We start from the raw sequence: 22,209 nt of genomic DNA, 5'->3' as shown, positions 1-22,209 counted from the left end.
GCACTGTGACGCAGGTCAGCTGCGGCGACCGCGTACACCGCCGCTACGGCCTCGACTGCAGCCATGCAATGAACCTGCGCCGAATCGCGCGGCTGCGCATGGGCTGGAACTTAACGTTCGGTGGGCCACACTAGAGGCCGTCGCGATCCGGAGCCTGCTCCGCAGCGTCGCCCTGTTCCCCCCACTGACCGGAATCCGCATGCCTTTGCTTGCCCGCTCCGTTTCCGCCCTGTTGCCACTGATGTTTGCCACTGCCTGCTCGGCAGCGCCGCCAGTCAAATCCGGCCCGCCGGATGCGCCTGTTGCCGCCTGCACCGCAAAAGTACGCCCTGGCCAGGATCTGCAAAAAGCCATCGACACACTGCCGCAAAGCGACAAGCCCGCGGTGTTGTGCCTGGAAAAAGGCGAGTTCCCCCTCAAGGGACTGGTGTCGATCCACCGCGGCAACTTCACCCTGCGCGGCCAGGGCCCAAGCACCGTCGTGCGCATGGCCGATGGCGTGCAGCAGCCGGCATTGGTGGTCGGCGATTACGAAAACCAGCAGCCCATCGGTGTGATCCGCAACGTCAGCATCGAGAACATGCAGATCGTTGCCAGCACCGGCGACAAGGAGTTCATGCCCGAGCGCCCGTATCTGAGCAATAGCGCGGTGGTGGTGCGATCCGGGCAGGGCATCCGGCTTGCCGGCCTGCAGGTCAACAAGTGCCGCAGCGCCTGCCTGCTGAGCGAATACGACACCCGCGAGATCACCATCGAAAACAACGATGTTTCCGGCGCAATCTGGGACGGCGTCTCGTTCAACCGCACCGCCAAGGTCACGATGGTCAACAACTACATCCACGACAACGTGGCCGCCGGCCTGACCACCGAACACCTGGAAGACAGCGAGATCCGCAACAACCGCTTCGAGCGCAATGGCAGCCAGGGTATCTATCTGTCGGATGCGCGGCGCAATCGCTTCAGCAACAACCAGTTCGATGGCAACAAGGTCGCCGGCGTGTTTCTGGCCTGCGCGATTCGTTATCGCACCCCGGAAATTCTGTGCTGGGACAACAGCATGAGCCAGGACAACGTGTTCGAGAACAACCGCTTCACCAACACGCCGTTTACCTACACCATCGGCGTGGACCGCGCCGCCAACTGCACGGCAGCCGACTTCAAGCCGAACCTGTGGCGCAACAATCAGGCCGACATGGCCGGTGTGGATATCGACCCGCAGCGCTACGGGTATTGCGTGCGCCACGAGCAGTAATCACCGGCAGTCGCACACTGGCAATAAGAGCAGCGGCCGGCCGTACAGCAATGCACGCCGGCCGCTGCAGCTTCACGGTGTTACGAGGCCAGCGCCTGTTCGTGTACTCCGGCGATCGCACGGCCGGATGGGTCGGCCATTGCGGCAAAACTGGCGTCCCAGGCAATCGCCGTTGGCGACGAACAGGCAATCGACTTGCCGCCCGGCACCGTTTCGGCCGCCGCCTGGCTGGGAAAGAACTGCTCGAACAAGGTGCGATAGAAATACGCTTCCTTGGTCTGCGGCGGGTTGACCGGGTAGCGGCGGTCGGCAGCGGCGAGTTCGCGGTCGCTCACATGCGCTGCGGCATGCGCCTTCAGCCCGTCGATCCAGCCATAGCCCACGCCGTCGCTGAACTGCTCTTTCTGACGCCACAGGATCGACTCGGGCAGATAGCCGGCGAACGCCTCACGCAGTACACCCTTTTCCATGCGCGTGGCGCCGCTGCTGGTCTTGTCGATCATCTTGAAGCTGGCGTCCATGCGCATCGCCACATCCAGGAATTCGCGGTCCAGGAACGGCACCCGCGGCTCCACGCCCCAGGCCATCATCGACTTGTTCGCGCGCAGGCAATCGTAGTTGTTGAGCGCGTCGAGCTTGCGTACCAGCTCCTCATGGAATTCGCGCGCGTTCGGCGCCTTGTGGAAATACAGGTAGCCGCCGAAGATCTCGTCGCTGCCCTCGCCGGAGAGCACCATCTTGACGCCCATCGCCTTGATGCGCCGTGCCAGCAGGAACATCGGCGTGGAGGCGCGAATGGTGGTGACGTCGTAGGTCTCGATGTGGCGAATGACTTCCGGCAACGCGTCTAGGCCTTCTTCGAAGGTGTATTCGAAACCATGGTGCACGGTGCCAAGTGCAGCAGCGGCAACGTCCGCCGCGGCCAGATCGGGCGAGCCTTTCAAGCCGATCGCGAACGAATGCAGGCGCGGCCACCAGGCTTCGGTGGTGTCGTTTTCTTCGATGCGGTGGCGAGCGTAGCGCGCGGCAACCGCCGCGACCAACGAAGAATCCAGCCCGCCGGACAACAGGACGCCGTACGGTACGTCGGTCATCAGTTGGCGATGCACCGCACGCTCGAAGGCTTCGCGCAATTCCTGCAGCGGCACCTGCACGCCTTCCACCTCGCCGTACTCGCGCCAGGCGCGTTCGTAGTAGCGGCCCAGTGCACCGGTGGCGCTGTCGTACCAGTGACCGGGCGGAAACTGCGCGGCATCGGCGCACTCATCCACCAGCGATTTCAGTTCCGAGGCCACACGCAGGCGGCCCTCGCGATCGTGCCCCCAGTACAGCGGCACCACGCCGATCGGGTCGCGCGCGATGATCACCCGCCCGGCCGCCTTGTCCCACAGCGCGAATGCAAAGATGCCGTTGAGGCGGTTGAGATACGAGGCCGGCACATCTTCGCGATACAGCGCATTGATCACCTCGCAATCGGAGCCGGTCTGGAACGCGTACGGCTGCAGCAGCTCCTGCTTGAGCTCGCGATGGTTGTAGATTTCGCCATTGACCGCCAGGGCAAGTTGCCCGTCTTCGGACAGCAACGGCTGCGAGCCGCCGGCCGGGTCGACGATGGCCAGGCGCTCATGCACCAGGATGGCACCGGTATCGACGTAGACGCCGCTCCAGTCAGGCCCGCGATGCCGCTGCCGCTGCGAACATTCCAGTGCCTGCCGGCGCAAGGCCTGCAGGTCGTCACCGGGTTGCAGGCCGAAAATACCGAAGATTGAACACATGGAAACACTCCTGAAAACTGCGGGGGTTGGCGGCCGGTGGGAAAGCGTGCTGCATGAATTGACACCCATAAAAAAAACCCGCATCGGCCGATGCGGGTTTTCTGATTCCTGGGCGTTTGGTGTACTTCGCCTAGTCGCAGACCCGCATCGGCCGCGCACGATTATTCGCGCGCAGCGTGTTGCGGTTGGCGTTATTGACGTTGGACAGGGGCGATGTCATGGCCCGACCGTATCCCGCTTTCGCCGGTGGCGCAACTGTTGCGATGGCAATCAAGCCAGCGGCGCAGCACGCCGCGCGGTCGCACGAGCGCAGTGCGAGGATAATGATCGCCCCGCAGTCGGCAATACTGGAATGACCCCACGCATCGGACGCATGCCGCCCCTGGCCCTGTTGCTTGCCTTGTTGCAGCAGGCCTGCAGCAGCAACCCACCGCGCACCGATCCCGCCTATCTGCAACAGCTGGAACAACAGGCGTCTGATGGAAGTTTCGACAGCGCGTGAAATGCGGCCGAACGCCTGGAGGCACGCAACGATCCGCGCGCCATCCACTGGTACGAGCGCGCCGCCGCGATCACCCCGTGGACGTTCCGCAACACCCGCGCCGAACTGGCGCTGGGACGGATCTGGGCGAGCGGGACGCTGTCCCACTCCGACAGCCCGCATATCGACCAGCGCGCGGCATTGCGCGCATCGCCGCCCAAAGCCGAGCGCTGGTACCTGGCGGCCGCCATGCACGCCGACCCCCATGCCATCGCCGAACTCGCCAAGTTCCACCGTGACCGCGGAAACGCCGCCGCTGCATTGCGCTGGGATCTGCGCGACACCGTCTACCAGCGATACTGGTCCGGCTCTTCCGGTCTTCCCGATGCGGTGGCGCCGTGTATCGGCGAGGCGCATCCACTGGTGCGCGACATCCAGCGGCGCGCACACAGTGGCGATGCCGAGGCGCAGGTCGATCTTGACGCGCTCTATGAAAAGGGATTGGGTGTGGCCAGCGATGGAGCGCAAGCACTGCGTTGGTACCGGCGTGCGGCGGACCAGGGCAATGTGTATGGTCAGTATTTCACCGGCCTGTTGCTCGGGCGCGGCAATAGCGGGGTGACGCGCGATGTGGATGCGGCGGCAGTCTGGTTTGCCAAAGCCTCCGCACAAACGTTTTACATGGCCGACGAAGCATATTGGCGCGAGGCAATCGAACCACCCTTCTGGACGTTCGATTAGCCGGCGGTACCTGTGCGGTCGCGCCATGTAGCAACGCGGTTCCGACGACACGGCGATGCAATCGGCGAAGCGTCGGCGCGACTCGGCGCTGCATGCGGCTCGGAGCAAAATCGCTACGCCGCTGGTCGATGCACTCGGTAGCGCCGGCCTTCGCAATACACCGGGTGGCGCCTGACTGGATCATTCCACACGTCAGGTCAGCAAACGCTCGATCAGGGTGCGATACAGCGCCGGCAGTGCCTCCAGATCGGCCACGCGCACATGCTCGTCGACCTGGTGGATGCTGGCATTGACCGGGCCGACTTCGATGCATTGCGCGCCCAGCGGTGCGATGAAGCGCGCGTCGGAGGTGCCGCCACCGGTGCTCTCTTCCGGCGGCGCACCGGCGAACGCGCCCAGCACTTCACGCGCGACACTGCGCAAACGCCCTTCCGGGGTGTAGAACGGCTCGCCGCTGCGATGCCAGCGCAACGCATAGTCCAGCGCATGCCGATCGAGCAACGCGGTGATTTCGGCCTCCAGGCGCGGCGCGTCCCAGTGCGGGGTGTAGCGCAGATTGAAGGCCACCTGCAGCTCGCCGGGAATCACGTTGTTGGCGCCGGTGCCGGCATGAATGTTGGAAAGTTGCAGGCTGGTCGGCGGGAAGCTTTCGAAGCCCTCGTCCCATTGCCGCGCAACCAGTTCGGCCAGCGCAGGCGCTGCCAGATGGATCGGGTTGCGCGCCTTGTGCGGATACGCCACATGCCCCTGCACGCCCTTGACGGTGAGCGTGCCGGACAGGCTGCCGCGACGGCCCACGCGCAACAAATCGCCCAGCCGCTCGGTGGACGAAGGCTCGCCGGTAATGCACCAATCGATTGGTTGCCCACGTTCGCGAAACACGTCGGCAACCCGGCGCACGCCATCGATGGCATCGCCCTCTTCGTCCGAGGTCAGCAGCACCGCCAGCGTGCCGGTATGCGTTGGGTGCGCGGCGACGAACTGCTCTGCGGCAATGACGAACGCAGCGACGCTGCCTTTCATGTCCGCAGCGCCACGCCCGTACAGCACGCCATCGCGAACCTGCGGATCGAACGGATCGCTGCTCCATGCCTGGCGCGGCCCCGGCGGCACCACATCGGTATGCCCGAGCAGCACCAGCACCGGCGCACCGCTGCCGTGCGTGGCCCACAGGTTGTCGACCTCGCCCAGGCGCAAGTGCTCGCAGCCGAAGCCGGCCGCACTCAGGCGCTGCGCGATCACCGCCTGACATCCGGCATCCACCGGCGTTACCGAGGCACGTGCAATGAGGTCACAGGTCAGATCCAGCACATCGCTCATGAAACGTCACCGCAGTAGAGCCGCATCAGCGGCGTTGAGGGAGTGGATCGGGTCTGCATTGATTTGTTTAATTCGATCGCGGTTGCAGGCGCTGTATCGGGCTAGCTTGCAGCCAGTCATGGAGTCGTTGCCAACGCTGCGTCGACCGGCTTGCCAGGCTGATAAACGAACTAACGAACCGGCGATCGACGAACCAATCGCAGCAACGATGCCAGCGGCAGCAAGCTCCGGCATCGCTGGCGAAACCGCGCTCGCTCACGCGATGCCGAACCGCTTCTTGAAGCCGTTATCGGAAAAGCCCTGACTCAGCACGCCATCGTCGGTGACCACCAGCGGGCGGCGAATCAGCTGCGGGGACTCGCGCAGCAGCAGCTTCCACTCGGCATCCGAACCGGGCGCCTTCTTGTTGTCGGGCAACTGCCGCCAGGTGGTGGAGGACTTGTTGATCAAGGCGTCGAATCCACCCGCCTGGCCGGCCCACTCCAGCAGTGTCTCCGGCGACGGCTTGTTGTCCCGGTAATCCACAAACGTATAGGCCACACCGAAGCGCTCCATCCACTTGGTGGCCTTCTTGCAGGTGTCGCAGTTCTTCAATCCGTAGAGCGTGGTCATCTGTATCCCGTAAAATCGGCCTATAACGCCCCTCTCCCACCGGGAGAGGGGTTGGGGTGAGGGTACGGGTGAAGCCTTCTACAGAACGCGCGTCAGGCTTCGCCCGCACCCTCATCCGGCGCTTTGCGCCACCTTCTCCCGGTGGGAGAAGGGAAGCATGCGTCCGGCGCCCGAGCAACTCGCAAACCTCCTCCCGATGCACGATGGATCAATCCGCCAGCCCGCGCAGCAATTCATTCACGCTGGTCTTGCTGCGCGTCTTGGCATCCACCTGCTTGACGATCACCGCACAGTACAGCGAGTGCGAGCCGTCCTTGGATGGCAGCTGGCCGGACACCACCACGCTGTACGGCGGCACGTAGCCGTAGGAAATCTCGCCGGTGGCGCGGTTGTAGATGCGCGTGCTCTGGCCGATGAACACGCCCATGCCGATCACGCTGTGGTGGCCGACCACCACGCCTTCCACCACTTCCGAGCGTGCGCCGATGAAGCAGTGATCTTCGATGATGGTGGGGCTGGCCTGCAGCGGCTCGAGCACGCCGCCGATGCCGGCGCCGCCGGACAGATGGCAGTGCTTGCCGATCTGCGCGCACGAGCCCACCGTGGCCCAGGTGTCGACCATGCTGCCTTCGCCCACGTACGCGCCGATGTTGGTGAAGCTCGGCATCAGCACCACGTCCTTGCCGAAGTAACTGCCGCGACGTGCCACCGCACCGGGCACCACGCGCACGCCGGCCTTGCGGAATTCGGCCTCACCGAAGCCGGCGAAGCGCGATTCCACCTTGTCCCAGAACGGCGCCGGCTGCGCGTCGATCACCGCCATCTCGTTGACGCGGAAATACAGCAGCACGGCCTTCTTCAGCCACTCGTTGACGGTCCAGCCGCCCTGCCCGTCCGGCTCGGCGACGCGGAACTCGCCGCTCTCCAGGCCGTCGATCACGCGCGTGACAATGGCGCGCGTGGAGCCGTCGATCTCGTCCATGGTCAACGTCGCACGACGTTCGAATGCGCTTTCGATGCCGACCTTGAGTTCGTCGTGACCCACCGGCGCTGCGGCAGTGTGCACGGCCTGCTCGGCGATCGGCAGCTTCTTGGCCGCAGCGGCCTTCTTGGCGGCCGGTGCAGAGACCACCTTGGTCGGCTGCTTGGCCACGCGCGGTGCAGCGGCGCTCGCCGTCTTGCCGACTGGCTTGTGTGCGGCAGCCTTCTGGCCTGGTGCCTTGGGCGCAGCAGCCTTCTTGCCGGCAGCGCCAGCAGCAGCGTTGTTCTTGCCGACGCCGGCAACCGGCTTGGAAGCGGCAGCAACCGGCGCCTTGGCGGCCTTGCCGCGCGTTGCGCCGGCGCGCGTGGGCGCTGGGTTGGTGGTGGTCGCGCTCGGCTTGCGCGCGGTCTTCTTGCTGGTAGCCATGGGGGTCTCCGGAGAGTTGCTAGACAGGGTCAAGACAGGCGCACAGCGCATCGCGCAGGGCCTGCCGGGCGGATTCGGACAACGGGCGGTCGTGCTCGTCGGTGATCTGGAACTGGTCTTCGGCACGCTCGCCGAAGGTGGCGATCCGCGCGTCGTGCACGCGCAGGTGCTGGATGCGCAACACGTGCGCGACGTCAGCCAGCAGGCCGGGGCGGTCGGGTGCGACCAGGCTGATGCGGGTGCGGCGGCCGCCGGCGCTCTCGCTGAATTCCACCCGCGGCGCGAAGCGGAAATGCCGCAGCTGGCGCGGCACCGCACGCCGCGATGGCCGCACTTTTTGCAGGTCGCCGGCCAGCACCTGCCGCAGCGCTGCGGCAAGACGCTGCGGATCGCCATCGGCATAGCCTTCCTGCGGCAGCACTTCGAACACGTCGAAGATCGCATCGTGCGGTGCGTCCAGCACACGCGCGCGGTGAATGCCGTAGCCCTTGCGATCCAGCGTGGCCACGATCGCCGCAAACAGCCCATCGCGGTCCGGCGAATACACGAACAGTTCCAAGGCATCGTTGTCGGGTACCGCGCGACGCGCCTTGACCAGGGTCTGGCCGATCTGCACTTCGATCAACGAGACCGCCTGCCAGGCGAGCTGCTCGGGACGGAAGCGCAGGAAGTTTTCGTCCGGCATGCCGGCGAACTGGCGGTCGATGGTGGCATCGTCGTGCCCTTGCGCCTGCATCAGTGCGCGTGCGGATTCGCGCGCTTCGCGCAAGCGTTCCTCGCGCGGCGGCGGATGTTCCAGCCCTTCGCGCAAGGCGCGACGCGCAGCGAAATACAGATCCGCCAGCAGCCGGTCTTTCCACGCATTCCACAACTTGGGGCTGGTGCCGGCGATGTCGGCGCAGGTCAGCAGATACAGATAATCCAGACGCTCGCGCGTGCCCACCAACGTGGCGAAACGGTGGATCACCTCCGAGTCGGAGATGTCCTGCTTCTGCGCGGTGACCGACATGCGCAAGTGCTGCTCCACCAGCCAGCTCACCAGCTCGGTATCGCCCTCGCTCAGGCGATGCGCCAGGCAGAAGGCGCGCGCATCCACCGCGCCGAGTTCGGAGTGATCGCCGCCGCGGCCCTTGGCGATGTCGTGAAACAGCCCGGCCAGCAGCAGCAATTCCGGCTTGCGCAGGCGCGGCCAGACTTCATGGGTGATCGAAAAACGCTCATCGGCGCGGCCGGCCGCAAACAGCGCGATGTTCCGCAACACCATCAAGGTGTGCTGGTCCACCGTGTAGACATGGAACAGGTCGAACTGCATGCGCCCGGAGACGCTGGCGAACGCAGGAATCCATTGGCCCAGCACGCCCAGCCGCGCCATGCGATTGAGCGTTTCCACCGCACGCGGGCCACGCAGCAGTGCCATGAAGCGCTCGCGAGCGGTGGCATCGGCAACCTCGTAAGCCGGCAACTCACGCAGCACCTCGGCCAGCGCGCGCGCAGTGAGCGAGTGCAGCCCGCGCACCTCGCGGTGCGCTGCCCATTGCGCGAACAGCGCGAACACCTGCAACACATCGCCGTCCGGCCAGCTTTCGGCATCGGCGGCCAGATAGCCGCGACGCAGACTGAAGCCGCCGCCCAGCGGCTCCGGCGTCGCTTCGCCATCGAACTGTTCTTCGAAGCGCTGCAACAAGCGGTCGCTGATGCGGCGGATCAACGCAGCGCTGCGATAGAAGCGCTGCATCATCTTTTCCACGCCCAGGCTTTCCGGGTCGTCGGCAAACCCGAGCCGCTCGGCCAAGGTTTTTTGGTAATCGAAACGCAGGCGCTCTTCCGGCCGGTTGGCCACGATGTGCAGACCGAAACGCAGACGGGCAAGCTCCTCGCGTTCGCGGCGCAACGCGGCGGCTTCGTCGAAGCCGACATGGCCGAGCCCGACCAGGGCTTCCAGGTCCTTGACCCCGAATGCGCGCAAGGCCATCCAACCCAATGTCTGCAGATCGCGCAGACCGCCGGGGCCGTCCTTGATGTCGGGTTCGAGGTTGTCGGCGGTGTCGCCAAAGCGTTGGTGGCGCGCCAGCAACTCTTCGCGCTTGGCCTGGAAGAAATCGCGCGGCGGCCACACCCGTTGCGGCGCAATCGCCGCTGCCAGTGCCGCGCGCGCCGCGGCATCGGCCACCAGCGCGCGCGATTCGATCAAGGCGGTGAGCACGGTCTGGTCGGCGGCCGCAGCCGTGCACTGCGCCGGCGAGCGTACCGCGTGGCTGATCGACAGGCCGACATCCCACAGCAGCGCAAACAGGCGCGCCAATGACTGCTCGTGCTGCTGCTGCGCGACGTTTTCGCCCAGCACCAGCACATCCACATCCGAGCGCGGAAACAGCTCGCCACGCCCGTAACCACCCACCGCATGCAGCGACAAGCCGCTATCGGCCGGAATGCAGCGCGTCCAGGCGTTGCGCATCAATTGGTCGACCGCGCGTGCGCGCAGCGCGACCAGGCGCTCGATCGGTTCGCCCTGATCGAAGCGCTTGCACAGCCGCATGTCCGCATGCACCAGCAGCGGACGGGCCTGGGCAGCCCATTCCGCGTCGCCGGCGACGCCCGGGTCGGGTCGATCCGCCGGCGTGTCGGTCATACCGGCGCGGGCGAATTGGCCGACAGCGTCAACACATCCACGCCGTCTTCGGTGACTGCCACCATGTGTTCCCACTGCGCCGACAACTTGCGGTCCTTGGTGACCACGGTCCAGCCGTCGGGCAGCGTCTTATGGTGATAGGTGCCTTCGTTGATCATCGGCTCGATGGTGAAGGTCATGCCCGGCTTGAGCACCAGCCCTTCGCCCGGACGGCCGTAATGCATCACCTGCGGCTCGTCGTGATAGACCTTGCCGATGCCATGGCCGCAGTAATCGCGCACCACGCTGAAACGCTCGGATTCGGCGAACTTCTGGATGGCGTGGCCCACATCGCCCAGCGTGGCGCCCGGCTTGACCGCACGGATGCCGCGCCACATCGCTTCATACGTGGTGTCGACCAGGCGCTTGGCCATCACCGACGGGGTGCCGACGTAATACATGCGGCTGGTATCGCCATGCCAGCCATCCTTGATGACGGTGACGTCGATATTGACGATGTCGCCGTCCTTCAACACCTTGGCTGCGCTCGGGATGCCGTGGCAGATCACGTTGTTGACGGAGGTACACACGCTTTTGGGAAAGCCGCGGTAGCCCACGTTTGCAGGAATGGTGCCCTGCACGTTGACGATGTGGTCGTGGCAGATGCGGTCCAGCTCGGCGGTGGTGACGCCCGGCTGGACGTACGGGGCCACGACGTCGAGCACTTCGGCGGCCAGACGGCCGGCGACGCGCATCAGTTCGATTTCTTCTCTGGTTTTTAGATTGACGCTCATGACCACGATTATCGCCGATTCGGGCTGAATCTGAACGACCCGCACCCGCGTTTTTTGCGGAGCGCAGCAGCCAGGCGCAAGCGAGCGGTGCGGCGGAGATCCGTCGCCAGCGCCTATTCATGTGTGACGCAGTACCGCAGGCGTCAAAAACCTCCGCTAACGGAGTCATCCATAAGACATCACAATTTCACAAAAAACGCCAGCCGAGACAGCTAGATAGCACCTGAATTCGGCGGTATGTTTGGCACAGCAGATGCATCGCAGGGAGGGCGACACGTTGTCGCGTCATCAACGACCGGAACGGTCAAGGAAATGTCCATGCGTACTGTTCGCCCTGTCCTGCTGTCCCTTGGCCTGCTCTCGACCATTGGCGTTGCCACTGCAGCAGATACCACCACCTTCAACGTCAAGATCGCCGTCACCAAGGCCTGCACGATCACCGCCGCCTCCGCGACGGACGTCGACTTCGGCTCGGTGCTCTCGACCTCGACCGCCAATGCGGACGCCAACGGCAGTGTGACCGCGCAGTGCACCGCACTGACCCCGTACAACATCGCGTTGAGCGCAGGCAGCAATGCCGGCACCGCCAACGACGTCACCACCCGCCGCATGAAGAATGCAGACCCGCTGGTGACCACCAACAATTTCATTGCCTACCAGCTGTACCAGGATCTGGGCCGCAGCACGGTGTGGGGCAGCACCACCGGCACCAACACGCTCAGCCGTACGGCAACCGGCATCAACCAGGTCTACCCGGTCTACGGTCGTGTGACCAACCCGTCGGCCAACAATCCCGCGACCGGTAGTTACCAGGACACGATCACTGCCACGATCGTCTATTGAGCACGCGCATGCCCCTGCATCACCTCTTGCCGCCCCGTTTGCCCGCATGGCTGATGTCGGCCGCAGTGGCGCTGACGCTGGCAGCGGCCAGCAGCGTCGTGTCATCGCCGGCACAGGCAGCCAGCCTGCAGTTGGCGCCGACCTCGTTGAGCCTGAGCGCGCAGCAGAGCGCCGACGGCCTGTGGCTGAGCAACAGCGGCAGCGTGCCGGTACAGGTGCAGACCCGCGCCTATCGCTGGACCCAGCGCGATGGGCAGGATCAGCTCGATCCCACCCAGGACCTGTTGGTCAGCCCACCGATGCGCACCCTGGCTGCCGGCGAACGGCAGTTGATCCGGGTGATCCGCGCCGGAGCTGCGCCGACCGGGCAGGAGTTGTGTTACCGCATCATCGTCGACGAACTGCCCAGCGCCGATACCGACCGCAAGGGCATGCAGTTCGTGCTGCGCTACTCGGTGCCGATCTTCCTGCTGCCACCCGGCAAGAGCGAACCTACGCCTACCTTGAGCGCGCAAGTGGTTGCCGGCAGCGACGGCACCGCGCAGATCCAGATCAGCAATACCGGCAACGGCCATGCCCAGGTCGCCGACCTGCGGCACCAGGTCGATGGCGCAACCAAGACGGCGTTGAATGGCTTGGTCGGTTATGTGCTGCCCGGCCAGACCATGCGCTGGTCGCTGGGTGCGCCACTGGCGCAGTTCAGCCGCGGCACCATCATCGCAAGGATCAACGGTGAGGCTGACGAACGCACTTTGTTGGCTGCACCGGCGGCGCCGTGATGCGGCGCGGCTGGCGATGACGCTGATTGCGACCGCCACCTGCCTGGGCAGCGCCGCAGCCGGCGATCTGGCCGATGTGGCGTCGCTTCCCGATCAGCCGCCGCCCAGCGCCACGCCACAACCGCAAACGCTGTATCTGGACGTGACCTTGAACCAGGCCGACCGTGGCCTGGCAGCGTTCGAGCTGGTCGACGGCCAGCTGCGCGGCTCGGTGGAAACCCTGCGCAGACTCGGCTTCATCCTGGCCGACCGCGCCCCTGGCGAGCTGGTCGATCTGGACCGCCTGCCCGATGTGGAGGTGCGCTACGACGCCGCACTGCAGCGGCTCGCGCTGCAGGTGCCGCTGGCGCAGCTGTCGTTATCCACCACCGTGCTGAAAACCGAAGAAGTGGCCCCGCCCAGCGCCACCGCATCGCCGGGCCTGCTGCTCAATTACGACCTGTATGCCACGCGCAATACCGGCGCCAGCAACGTCTCGCTGGCCACCGAATTGCGCGCCTTTGGCATCGGCCGCGGCATGGTCGATACCACCGCGGTGTTTCTGGCCTACGACCGCCCGCAGGACCAGCGCTGGCGCAGCGAAGCGGTGCGCCTGGACAGCGCCTGGCAGATGGATTTCCCGGACAGTGCCACCAGCCTGACGGTGGGCGACTTCTACAGCGGCTTTGTCGACTGGAGCCGCTCGATCCGTCTGGGCGGCGTGCAGATCGGCCGCAACTACGCCTTGCAGCCGTACCGCGTGCTCACCCCCACGCCCAGCTTTCTGGGCGAAGCTGCGCTGCCTTCCACGGTGGAGCTGTACGTGGACGGGCTACGCCAATACAGCGGCCAGGTGCCGGCCGGGCCGTTTCAGCTGGCCGCGCAACCGGGCATCAGCGGCACCGGCCAGGCGCAGATCGTGGTGACCGACGCGTTCGGCCGCGTGCGTCGGCTGGACTTCGCGTTCTACGGCACACCGCAATTGTTGGCGCGCGGCATTTCCGAGTGGTCGGCCGGTATCGGCCATTTGCGCCGCGACTACGGCGTGCGCTCGTTTTCCTACGATCGACGCCGCGTGGCCAGCGCCACATTTCGCAAAGGCCTGCGCGACGATTTCACCATCGAGGCGCATGCCGAAACCGGCGGCAGCGTGATCAATGCCGGTGCCGGCGGCGTGTGGCTGCTTGGGGTGGGCGGCGTGCTCAACGCGGCCTACGCGCACAGCCGGATGGACGCGCTACGTGGCGGCCAGTACGTGCTGGGCTACGGCTGGAACAACCGGCGCTTCAACCTCAACCTGGGCACCCAGCGCACCCATGGCGATTACCGCGACCTGGGCGCATTGCAAGGCGCGCTGCCCGCGCGCATCAGCGACCGCGCAGCGTTCGGCGTCAACATCGACCCGATCGGTTCGCTCGGCACCAGCTACGTGCGGCTGAGCTATCCGCAAGGCGACACCTCGCGCTATGCCAGCGTGTTCTGGTCGCGCAATTTCGGGCGCAACTGGGCGGCCAATCTATCGGGCAACCAGAATCTGGATGTCTCCAGCGATCGCAGCCTGTACCTGTCGCTGTCGACCACCTTCGGGGAATTGCGCCAGGCCAGCGCATCGATGCAGCGCAACGGCAACCGCACCGGATTTGTGGCCGACATCAGCCAGCCATTGCCCGGCGATGGCGATCTGGGTGGCATCGGCTGGCGCCTGCAGGGACGTGCCGGCGACGACGCCAGCGGCGGGCTGGCCGAGCTGGGTTGGTTGAATCGGGTCGGCCGCTACAACATCGGCGCCGCCAACCAGGATGGCGACAATTTCGGCTATGCCAGCGCCAGCGGCAGCCTGGTGTGGATGAACGGCCGCAGCTTTGCCGCGCGCGACATCCAGGACGCGTTCGCGGTGGTGTCCACCGACGGCCAGCCCGGCATTCCGGTGCGGCTGGAAAACCGCTTGATCGGGGTCACCGACGCGCGCGGCACCCTGCTGGTGACGCCATTGCAATCGTGGCAGCGCAACCAGTTGTCCATCGACACCCTGACCCTGCCGGCGGACCTGCGCGTGGACCGCGTCGATACTGCGGTGACGCCGCGCCAGCAGTCCGGGGTGGCGGTGCGTTTCGGCATCACCCGCGTCCGCGCTGCCATCATCGTGCTGCACGATGCGCATGGCGCGCCGCTGCCGGTCGGCAGTGTGGTGCAGCGCGAGGGCGGGGCCGAGCGCGTGGTGGTCGGCTACGACGGCGAAACCTATCTGGACAACCTGCAACGCGACAACCGCATCCTGGTGGACCTGCCCGATGGCCATTGCGTGGCGCAGTTCTCCTACCCGGCCGACCCGGGCGGCATTCCGCGGGTCGGCCCGCTGCCGTGCGTGGCTGAGCAAACAACGCCATGACCATGACCATGACCCTGCTCTGGCGGCTGGCGCTTGCGCTGACGATCGCCACGTTATGGCTCGCGCCCAATGAGCGCGCGCATGCGGACACCACCTGCACCGTGACGCTTGGCACCCCGCTGGCCTTCGGCAGTGTGGCGGCCAACGGCACCACCGATGCGGTGGCAACGCTCAACGTTTCCTGCGCGACCGCCGCGCTCAGCGTGCTGGGCTATGCGCAGGTGAGCCTGTGCCTGGACCTTGGGCCGGGCAGTGCCAGCGGCGGCGTGTATGCACCACGCCGCATGCTCAACCCCACCAGCGACAGCCTGGACTTCCAGATCTACAGCGAGGCCACGCGCACCCAGATCTGGGGGGCCACCGGGTCGGCGGCACCCTCGCCGCGCCTGCTGACCCTGTCCTACGGCGTGCCGGTGATCACCGGCGGCTCGCAAACGACCACCATCACCATCTACGGGCGGATCCCGGCCAGCCAGATCCTGTCGGCGGGCAACCACACCAGCAGTTTCGGCGGGGCCGACACCGTGCTGCGCTACTCCTACAACGAGAGCATCATCGGCATCCCGCCGGCGCCGAGCAGCTGCACGGCCGGCGGCAGCGGTGCCAAGACCGCCAGCAACGCGTTTCCGTTCACCGCCTCGGCCACCGTGCCGGCCCGCTGCAATACCTATGTCACCACCGACCTGGATTTCGGCAGCATCGCCGGCACCATCGATACCGCCATCGACCGTACCTCCACCATCAGCCTGTCGTGTACCAACCGCACCGCCTGGAACATCGGGCTGGGCGACGGCATCAATGCCAGCGGCAGCACCCGGCGCATGCGCCATGCCACAAGCGCCAATTACATCGCCTACGAGCTCTACCGGGATGCCGGCCGCAGCAACCGCTGGGGCACCGGCATCGGCGTCGACACGCTCAGCGGCACCGGCAACGGACTGGCGCAGACGGTGACCGTCCATGGCCGCGCGCCGGCACCGCAGCAGCCCATTGCAGGCGCCTACAACGACACGGTGACCGTCTCCATTACTTACTGACAGTTAATAAAGTTCGCATCGGGGACGTCGCTATTTATTACGTCTCCAATGCAAACGATTGCCTTCATGACGCTGGTCACCTCGCTCAAGCGCCTGACGCTGGCCGCCCTCGTCTGCACCGCGACCTCGACCGCGGCCAGCCCGGCCACCGCCCGCGGCCCGGAGAACTTCACCCTGCACATCGGACTGCGGCTGCTGAGCGGTTGCGAGCTGCGCACCACGCCGCCGCGCGCCAGTTGCTCCAGGGGCACGCCGATGGCGATCGCCCAGCCGGCACGCAGCACCGAACCCGCCGTCACCAGCACCGGCCAGGACGCCAGCGCACTTGCGGGGCCTGCGCCCGCCGGCAGCGCGCGCTTCACCACCATCGCGTTCTGAGCATGGCCGCGCCTTGCCCTGTTCGCGGTCTGCTGGCCTGGGTCATGAGCCTGGCTTGCGCCGGCATCGGCGCCGCTGGCGCTGCCGAGATCGCCATCGCACCGACCACCGCGCATATCCCGGCCGACAGCGACCAGACGACCGTCTGGCTCTACAACCAGGCCGCACAGCCGTGGCGTGCCGATGCCAAGCTCTACCGCTGGCGTCAGGACGGCGAGCGCGAACTGCTGGAGCCGGCCACCGGTGCGACCGTCAGCCCGTCGCATTTCGAAATTCCTTCGCAAGGCCGGCAGCTGTTGCGGGTGATCCGCCTGGGCCCCAGCCCCGCGCACGCCGAAGACAGCTACCGGCTCGTCGTGACCCAGCACGCCATCGGCGAGGAGACCGAGCTGCTGCGCTACTCCACCCCGGTCTTTGCGCTCCCCAGCCAACCCAGTGCCGCCCATCCGGCACTGCAGGCAAGCCTGGCCGGGCACGGCAGCGACCGCACGCTGCGCATCTATAACCCCGGGCTCAGCCACGCACGGCTGGCCGATCTGGCCTATATCGACGCTGGCGGCATCCGCCGCAGCATCCGCGACGACCTGGCCGGCTACGTTCTGCCCGGCCAGACCCGCCAATGGCCCCTACCCGCCGGCCTGCCCGCCGGCAGCGGCCGGTTTGTGGCGCGCGTCAATGGCGATATCGAGAGTACGTTGGCCCTGGAGCCCTGAGGGCCGGGATTGGGACTTCGGGATTGGGGATTCGCAAAAGCGTTGCTGGCCTCGCCGCCCTTGGGTATGTGCGACACGATCGGTCATTCGCGATCCGCTCCAAACCAATCTCTAATCCCGAATCCCCCAGCGATCACTGTCAGCTGCCTCAGAACCATACCAATTGCGTCACAGCACCCAGCCAGCTATACTCCGCCGGCTGTCTTGCGTCTCTCGCGCATTGCGTCGTTCACGTCGGACGTCACCGACGAATTCACACCTGCTGCCGCCATCCGCGCCGGGGTGCCCTCACAAGGGGTTCGTCGCGGAGGCAACAGGGAAGCCCAACCCCGGAATCTTGTGCGTTTGATGCGAGTCCCTCGCAACAGTCCGCATACCCATGTGCGGACTCTAAAAGTCAAGGCCGCGCACGGCGATTCCACTCTTACGGAGTTACTTCAATGCCCCAAGTCACCATGCGCCAGATGCTGGAAGCCGGCGTCCATTTCGGCCACCAGACCCGCTACTGGAACCCCAAGATGGCGCCGTACATCTTCGGCGCGCGCGGCAGGATCCACATCATCAACCTCGAGAAGACCGTTCCGCTCTTCAACGATGCGATGAACTTCCTCTCCTCGATCGCGCAGAAGCGCGGCACCGTGCTGTTTCTGGGCACCAAGCGCAGCGCGCGCGAGTCCATCAAGGAAGAAGCCGAGCGTTGCAACATGCCGTTCATGACCCAGCGCTGGCTGGGCGGCACGCTGACCAACTTCCGTACCGTGAAGCAGTCGGTTGCCCGCCTGAAGGAACTGGAAGCAGCCGAGACCGACGGCACCTTCGAAAAGCTGGTCAAGCACGAAGTGCTGGGCCTGCGTCGCGAGCGCGAGAAGCTGGACGCCTCGCTCGGCGGCATCAAGGAAATGAACCGCCTGCCCGACGCGATCTTCGTGATCGACATCGGCCATGAAGACATCGCCATCAAGGAAGCCAAGAAGCTCGGCATCCCGGTGATCGCCGTAGTCGACACCAACTACGATCCGGCCCTGGTCGACTACGCCATTCCGGGTAACGACGACGCCATCCGCGCCGTGCAGCTGTACGCACGTGCCGCTGCCGATGCCGTGCTGGAAGGCAAGGCTGCTGCGCCGAACTCGGCGTCGGTGCGCGAAGAAGAGTTCTCGGCCGAATCCGGCGACGAAGGCAAGGGCCGTCGCGCTCCGGCCAAGAAGGGCGAAAAGAAGGCTGACGCTCCGGCCGCTGCCGCGGAAGCACCGGCTGCCCCCGCTGCCGAGTAATCGGCATGCAATGCGGCCGCACCATGCTGTGCGGCCGTCGCCCCGACGGTGCCCTCGCGGCCCGTCGTTGTGGCCACTGAACACATCTATGGAGGCGGCGGCACGCTGCACCGTCTCCTACTGGCGGAAATACTTCCGCCGCACGCATTCGTCCATATGAGGTAATTCCATGGAAATCACTGCTTCCCTGGTCAAGGAACTGCGCGAGCGCACCGGCGCCGGCATGATGGAGTGCAAGAAGGCACTCGTCGAAAACGCGGGCGACATCGACGCCGCGGCCGAGTGGCTGCGCAAGTCGGGCCTGGCCAAGGCCGACAAGAAGGCCGACCGCGTTGCCGCCGAAGGCCGCATCGCCACTGCACAGGCTGGCGGCAAGGCCGTACTGGTCGAAGTCAACTCCGAAACCGACTTCGTTGCCAAGGACGAGAACTTCCTGGCATTTACCGAGATCGTCGCCAACGCCGCACTGACCTCCGGTGTTGCCGATGCCGAAGCGCTCAAGAGCGTCAAGCTCGACAGCGGCGAGACCATCGAAGAACGTCGCGCTGCGGTCATCGCCAAGGTCGGCGAGAACCTGCAGGTGCGCCGCCTGGTCCGTATCGACAGCGCCAACAACGTTGCTGCCTACGTGCACGGCGGCCGTATCGGCGTGCTGGTCGAGCTGAAGGGTGGCGACATCGAGCTGGCGCGCGGCATTGCGATGCACATCGCTGCCATGAACCCGCCGCACGTCAAGGCATCCGACGTTCCGGCCGAATTCGTTGCCAAGGAAAAGGAAATCGAACTGGCCAAGATGTCCGAGAAGGACAAGTCCAAGCCGGCCGAGATCCTGGAAAAGATCATCAGCGGCAAGATCAGCAAGATCGTCAACGAAGTGACGCTGTACGGCCAGCCGTATGTGCTGAACACCGATCAGACAGTCGAGCAGGCAGTCAAGGCTGCCGGCGCAGACGTCGTCGGCTTCCAGCGCCTGGCCGTTGGCGAAGGCATCGAGAAGGTGGTGGAAGACTACGCTGCCGAAGTGATGAAGCAGGCCGGTCTGGCCTGATCTTCGCCACTTTAAAAAGCCGCGGCATGCCGCGGCTTTTTTTTGCCTGACAGTTGCACCTTCACGGCGCGGCGCGAAGCTGAAGCGAACGCATCCGCACTCCCCTCAAGCGACCTCAACTCTACAGATGTGATCGGCGTTGCCGCTACCTCAAATGCCGACCAGGCTTTGACGCCCATCACGCACGCGTTGCCGCGCGGCGATGGCGGAGCATGGCGTGCCCCACTCAACGAACGCAGCTGTATGCTTGCGATCACTGTCGGCGATGACTATGCAACCAGATCTCCAGGCCGCCCTGCACTACTGCCGTAACCTGCCATCGCCGCCGGGCGTTGCGCTGCGCATCATCGAGCTTGCGCAGGACCCGGATGTGGACATGACCACCACCGCCAACGTCATCGGCATGGACATGGCATTGAGCGCGCGCATGCTGCGGGTGGCCAATTCGCCGCTGTACGCCAGCCGCCGCCGCATCGACAACCTCGGTCAGGCACTGACCATGCTCGGCCTCAATGCGACCTTGAGCCTGGCGCTGGGGTTTTCGATGGTGCACGGCGTGCGCAGCACCTTCATCGCCCACCCGCTGCATGAGCGCATCTGGCGCCGCGCCGGCCTGTGCGCGCTGGCCAGCCGCATCCTTGGCCAGGCCTATGGCATTCGCAAACCCGAAGAACTGATGCTGGCCGGCCTGCTGCAGGACATCGGCAAGCTGGCCCTGCTGCAGGGCGCGCCCGAGCTGTACGGGCCACTGCTGGAACAGGCGCCCGACAATGCCTCGCTGCTGGAAGCCGAACGCGAGCACCTGGGCGCAACCCATGCCGAAGTCGGTGCGTGGCTGGCACATCAGTGGCAGCTGCCGCCGTACCTGCAGAATGCGATCGCACAGAGCGAAGAAGAGCCCGCTGGCCTGGAACCGTTCATGGCCTGCGTGGCGCTGTCAGGACGCCTGGCCGATATCTGGCTCTCGGCCAGTGCCGTGACGGCGACCGAACACGCGCAGCGGCAGGCCCAGGATGTGCTGGAGCTGGACGCCGAACGCTTCGAAAAAGTGATCGAACGCATCGCCGAATCGCTGCCCGAACTGGAAGCGCTGTTCGACATCCGCGTGCCGCAACCCGAACATATCCAGATGATCTTCGAGCAGGCGCGCGAGTTGGCGATGCTGCGCAGCCTGCGCGAATTGCAGGACGTGGCCGAAGCACGCCGGCATGCCGACGAATCGGAAAACCGCATGCGGCATCTGGCCGAACAGGCCAGCCGCGATGCGCTGACCGGCGTGTTCAACCGGCATCAGCTCGGCACTGCCTTGGCACACGAATTCGAACTGGCCTCGCGTCAGGGCTGGCCGCTGTCGATCGCTTTCATCGACCTGGACGACTTCAAGCGCGTCAACGATGCGCATGGGCATCTGGCCGGCGACGAGGTGCTGCGCAACTTCGCGCAAACGCTGCAACGCATGGTGCGCACCAGCGATCTGGTGGCGCGCTATGGCGGCGAAGAATTTCTGGTGATCCTGCCCAACACGCCTGCCGATGCGGCGTTGATGGTGATCGAGCGCATCCTTGCCGAGACCGCGCGCACGCCGATGGCGCAATTGCAGGACGGCCCGCTACATATCACGTTCTCCGCGGGCCTGGCCACGCATGGCGGCATCGAACGCCAGTTCGAAAGCATCGAACATTTGCTGCAGGCCGCAGACAGCACGCTGTACCGCTCCAAGCATCGCGGCCGCAACCGTGTCACTGCTTACGATGCGACCGATGTGCCGACGCCGCCGAACCCGCGGGCACACTGAGCGACCCGTCACCTCGATCGACGACAAAGGAATTTTTACCACGCCAGGTGACGGGCTTCCGCTAGAATTGCCGGCGTTTGCCGTCCCCCACCCCCGAGGCCTCCCCATGTCCGAACTTCCCTATCGCCGCATCCTTCTCAAACTTTCCGGGGAGGCGCTGATGGGAGACGGGGATTACGGCATCGACCCCAAGGTCATCAATCGCCTTGCGCATGAAGTGATCGAAGCCCAGCAGGCTGGTGCGCAGGTGGCACTGGTGATCGGCGGCGGCAACATCTTCCGCGGCGCCGGCCTGGCTGCCAGCGGCATGGACCGTGTCACCGGCGACCACATGGGCATGCTGGCCACGGTGATCAATGCGCTGGCGATGCAGGATGCGCTGGAAAAGCTCGGCGCCAAGGTGCGCGTGATGAGCGCGATCAAGATCAACGACGTCTGCGAAGACTTCATCCGCCGCCGTGCGATCCGGCATCTGGAAAAGGGCCGCATCGCGATTTTTGCTGCCGGCACCGGCAATCCGTTCTTCACCACCGACTCCGGTGCGGCGCTGCGTGCGATCGAAATCGGCGCCGACCTGCTGCTCAAGGCAACCAAGGTCGACGGCGTCTACGACAAGGACCCGAAGAAGCACACCGACGCGGTGCGCTACGACAGCCTGACCTACGATCAGGTGATCATGCAGGGCCTGGAAGTGATGGACACCGCCGCCTTCGCACTGGCGCGCGACAGCGACCTGCCGCTACGCATCTTCGGCATGAGCGAGCCGGGCGTGCTGCTGCGCATCTTGCATGGCGAGCAGATCGGCACGCTGGTGCAGGGCCGTAGCTGAGGTCGGGAATCGGGAATCGGTGCAGCGTGGTGCAACGCATTGCGCTGCTGGCTGATCGAGACCGATGCCCGCAGTGAAACGGCGCTGCAGGTGAGCCAGCTACGCAGTTCCTGACGGCCTGCGAGTCGGGAACCTCAGTCCCGGCTATAATCCC

General features: G+C 65.5%; 17 protein-coding genes and 1 pseudogene. 12 read left to right on the top strand and 6 right to left on the bottom strand.

Annotation, left to right across the window (positions count from 1 at the left end; genetic code table 11):
• Positions 1–199 precede the first annotated feature (199 nt).
• Complete coding sequence (hpaM, locus tag M3O59_RS07210) at positions 200–1,252, top strand: type III secretion-associated outer membrane-bound protein HpaM (protein WP_064631826.1); 1,053 nt, start codon at positions 200–202, stop codon at positions 1,250–1,252.
• An 80-nt stretch (positions 1,253–1,332) separates the two neighbouring features.
• On the opposite strand, the gene asnB is transcribed toward hpaM, so the two are convergent.
• Positions 1,333–3,027 (bottom strand): asparagine synthase B, encoded by a 1,695-nt coding sequence (gene asnB / locus M3O59_RS07205; RefSeq protein WP_116906154.1) that lies wholly within the window; start codon positions 3,025–3,027, stop codon positions 1,333–1,335.
• 352 nt (positions 3,028–3,379) lie between these two features.
• Between asnB and M3O59_RS07200 the strand changes: the two are divergent.
• Positions 3,380–4,249 (top strand): annotated as a pseudogene (locus M3O59_RS07200) (tetratricopeptide repeat protein).
• A 192-nt stretch (positions 4,250–4,441) separates the two neighbouring features.
• Here the strand turns inward: M3O59_RS07200 and dapE are convergent.
• The 5 genes from dapE to map all read right to left on the bottom strand — a co-directional run bounded on the left by dapE (position 4,442) and on the right by map (position 10,991).
• Positions 4,442–5,569 (bottom strand): succinyl-diaminopimelate desuccinylase, encoded by a 1,128-nt coding sequence (dapE, locus tag M3O59_RS07195; protein WP_116906155.1) that lies wholly within the window; start codon positions 5,567–5,569, stop codon positions 4,442–4,444.
• A gap of 255 nt (positions 5,570–5,824) precedes the next feature.
• Positions 5,825–6,181 (bottom strand): arsenate reductase, encoded by a 357-nt coding sequence (locus M3O59_RS07190; protein ID WP_064631832.1) that lies wholly within the window; start codon positions 6,179–6,181, stop codon positions 5,825–5,827.
• 208 nt (positions 6,182–6,389) lie between these two features.
• Complete coding sequence (gene dapD, locus M3O59_RS07185; RefSeq protein ID WP_147308513.1) at positions 6,390–7,589, bottom strand: 2,3,4,5-tetrahydropyridine-2,6-dicarboxylate N-succinyltransferase; 1,200 nt, start codon at positions 7,587–7,589, stop codon at positions 6,390–6,392.
• A 19-nt stretch (positions 7,590–7,608) separates the two neighbouring features.
• Positions 7,609–10,218, bottom strand: coding sequence for a [protein-PII] uridylyltransferase (locus tag M3O59_RS07180; protein WP_064631836.1), 2,610 nt, complete (start codon positions 10,216–10,218; stop codon positions 7,609–7,611).
• Complete coding sequence (map, locus tag M3O59_RS07175; RefSeq protein WP_064631838.1) at positions 10,215–10,991, bottom strand: type I methionyl aminopeptidase; 777 nt, start codon at positions 10,989–10,991, stop codon at positions 10,215–10,217. The genes M3O59_RS07180 and map overlap by 4 nt, the downstream gene beginning before the upstream one ends.
• Positions 10,992–11,309: 318 nt before the next feature.
• On the opposite strand from map, the gene M3O59_RS07170 reads away from it, so the two are divergent.
• The 10 genes from M3O59_RS07170 to pyrH all read left to right on the top strand — a co-directional run bounded on the left by M3O59_RS07170 (position 11,310) and on the right by pyrH (position 22,055).
• On the top strand, positions 11,310–11,834 hold the full coding sequence (locus M3O59_RS07170) for a Csu type fimbrial protein (protein ID WP_064631888.1): 525 nt from the start codon (positions 11,310–11,312) through the stop codon (positions 11,832–11,834).
• Positions 11,835–11,842: 8 nt separating this feature from the next.
• Positions 11,843–12,613 carry a fimbrial biogenesis chaperone gene (locus M3O59_RS07165; protein ID WP_116906156.1) on the top strand — a complete coding sequence of 257 codons (771 nt, stop codon included), beginning with the start codon at positions 11,843–11,845 and terminating at the stop codon, positions 12,611–12,613.
• A gap of 16 nt (positions 12,614–12,629) precedes the next feature.
• Positions 12,630–14,981 (top strand): fimbria/pilus outer membrane usher protein, encoded by a 2,352-nt coding sequence (locus M3O59_RS07160; RefSeq protein ID WP_116906157.1) that lies wholly within the window; start codon positions 12,630–12,632, stop codon positions 14,979–14,981.
• Between the two features lie 2 nt (positions 14,982–14,983).
• The gene (locus M3O59_RS07155; protein ID WP_116906158.1) at positions 14,984–16,018 is read left to right on the top strand and encodes a Csu type fimbrial protein; all 1,035 of its coding nucleotides are present in this window, start codon (positions 14,984–14,986) and stop codon (positions 16,016–16,018) included.
• A 48-nt stretch (positions 16,019–16,066) separates the two neighbouring features.
• Positions 16,067–16,396, top strand: a complete 330-nt coding sequence (locus M3O59_RS07150) for a hypothetical protein (protein ID WP_064631842.1) — start codon at positions 16,067–16,069, stop codon at positions 16,394–16,396.
• A gap of 2 nt (positions 16,397–16,398) precedes the next feature.
• The gene (locus M3O59_RS07145) at positions 16,399–17,109 is read left to right on the top strand and encodes a fimbrial biogenesis chaperone (protein WP_116906159.1); all 711 of its coding nucleotides are present in this window, start codon (positions 16,399–16,401) and stop codon (positions 17,107–17,109) included.
• Between the two features lie 440 nt (positions 17,110–17,549).
• Positions 17,550–18,383, top strand: a complete 834-nt coding sequence (gene rpsB / locus M3O59_RS07140; RefSeq protein WP_064631846.1) for a 30S ribosomal protein S2 — start codon at positions 17,550–17,552, stop codon at positions 18,381–18,383.
• 169 nt (positions 18,384–18,552) lie between these two features.
• A complete protein-coding gene (gene tsf, locus M3O59_RS07135; RefSeq protein ID WP_116906160.1) occupies positions 18,553–19,431 on the top strand; it encodes a translation elongation factor Ts in 879 nt (292 codons plus the stop codon).
• A 271-nt stretch (positions 19,432–19,702) separates the two neighbouring features.
• The gene (locus M3O59_RS07130; RefSeq protein ID WP_064631850.1) at positions 19,703–21,226 is read left to right on the top strand and encodes a sensor domain-containing diguanylate cyclase; all 1,524 of its coding nucleotides are present in this window, start codon (positions 19,703–19,705) and stop codon (positions 21,224–21,226) included.
• Positions 21,227–21,332: 106 nt separating this feature from the next.
• A complete protein-coding gene (gene pyrH, locus M3O59_RS07125) occupies positions 21,333–22,055 on the top strand; it encodes a UMP kinase (protein WP_064631852.1) in 723 nt (240 codons plus the stop codon).
• Positions 22,056–22,209 lie beyond the last annotated feature (154 nt).

Source organism: Xanthomonas nasturtii (assembly GCF_023337365.3).
In the GTDB taxonomy this organism is placed as follows: domain Bacteria; phylum Pseudomonadota; class Gammaproteobacteria; order Xanthomonadales; family Xanthomonadaceae; genus Xanthomonas; species Xanthomonas nasturtii.
This window is presented reverse-complemented; position numbering and strand designations above follow the sequence as displayed.

What these genes read in the sequence shown, in the direction of transcription:
- M3O59_RS07160 (WP_116906157.1), top strand. Translation starts at nt 12,630, where the DNA reads ATGACGCTGATTGCGACCGCCACCTGCCTGGGCAGCGCCGCAGCCGGC.
- M3O59_RS07180 (WP_064631836.1), bottom strand. Translation starts at nt 10,218, where the DNA reads ATGACCGACACGCCGGCGGATCGACCCGACCCGGGCGTCGCCGGCGAC.
- M3O59_RS07130 (WP_064631850.1), top strand. Translation starts at nt 19,703, where the DNA reads ATGCAACCAGATCTCCAGGCCGCCCTGCACTACTGCCGTAACCTGCCA.
- map (WP_064631838.1), bottom strand. Translation starts at nt 10,991, where the DNA reads ATGAGCGTCAATCTAAAAACCAGAGAAGAAATCGAACTGATGCGCGTC.
- M3O59_RS07150 (WP_064631842.1), top strand. Translation starts at nt 16,067, where the DNA reads ATGCAAACGATTGCCTTCATGACGCTGGTCACCTCGCTCAAGCGCCTG.
- pyrH (WP_064631852.1), top strand. Translation starts at nt 21,333, where the DNA reads ATGTCCGAACTTCCCTATCGCCGCATCCTTCTCAAACTTTCCGGGGAG.
- tsf (WP_116906160.1), top strand. Translation starts at nt 18,553, where the DNA reads ATGGAAATCACTGCTTCCCTGGTCAAGGAACTGCGCGAGCGCACCGGC.
- asnB (WP_116906154.1), bottom strand. Translation starts at nt 3,027, where the DNA reads ATGTGTTCAATCTTCGGTATTTTCGGCCTGCAACCCGGTGACGACCTG.
- M3O59_RS07145 (WP_116906159.1), top strand. Translation starts at nt 16,399, where the DNA reads ATGGCCGCGCCTTGCCCTGTTCGCGGTCTGCTGGCCTGGGTCATGAGC.
- M3O59_RS07170 (WP_064631888.1), top strand. Translation starts at nt 11,310, where the DNA reads ATGCGTACTGTTCGCCCTGTCCTGCTGTCCCTTGGCCTGCTCTCGACC.
- dapE (WP_116906155.1), bottom strand. Translation starts at nt 5,569, where the DNA reads ATGAGCGATGTGCTGGATCTGACCTGTGACCTCATTGCACGTGCCTCG.
- M3O59_RS07190 (WP_064631832.1), bottom strand. Translation starts at nt 6,181, where the DNA reads ATGACCACGCTCTACGGATTGAAGAACTGCGACACCTGCAAGAAGGCC.
- dapD (WP_147308513.1), bottom strand. Translation starts at nt 7,589, where the DNA reads ATGGCTACCAGCAAGAAGACCGCGCGCAAGCCGAGCGCGACCACCACC.
- rpsB (WP_064631846.1), top strand. Translation starts at nt 17,550, where the DNA reads ATGCCCCAAGTCACCATGCGCCAGATGCTGGAAGCCGGCGTCCATTTC.
- M3O59_RS07165 (WP_116906156.1), top strand. Translation starts at nt 11,843, where the DNA reads ATGCCCCTGCATCACCTCTTGCCGCCCCGTTTGCCCGCATGGCTGATG.
- M3O59_RS07155 (WP_116906158.1), top strand. Translation starts at nt 14,984, where the DNA reads ATGACCATGACCCTGCTCTGGCGGCTGGCGCTTGCGCTGACGATCGCC.
- hpaM (WP_064631826.1), top strand. Translation starts at nt 200, where the DNA reads ATGCCTTTGCTTGCCCGCTCCGTTTCCGCCCTGTTGCCACTGATGTTT.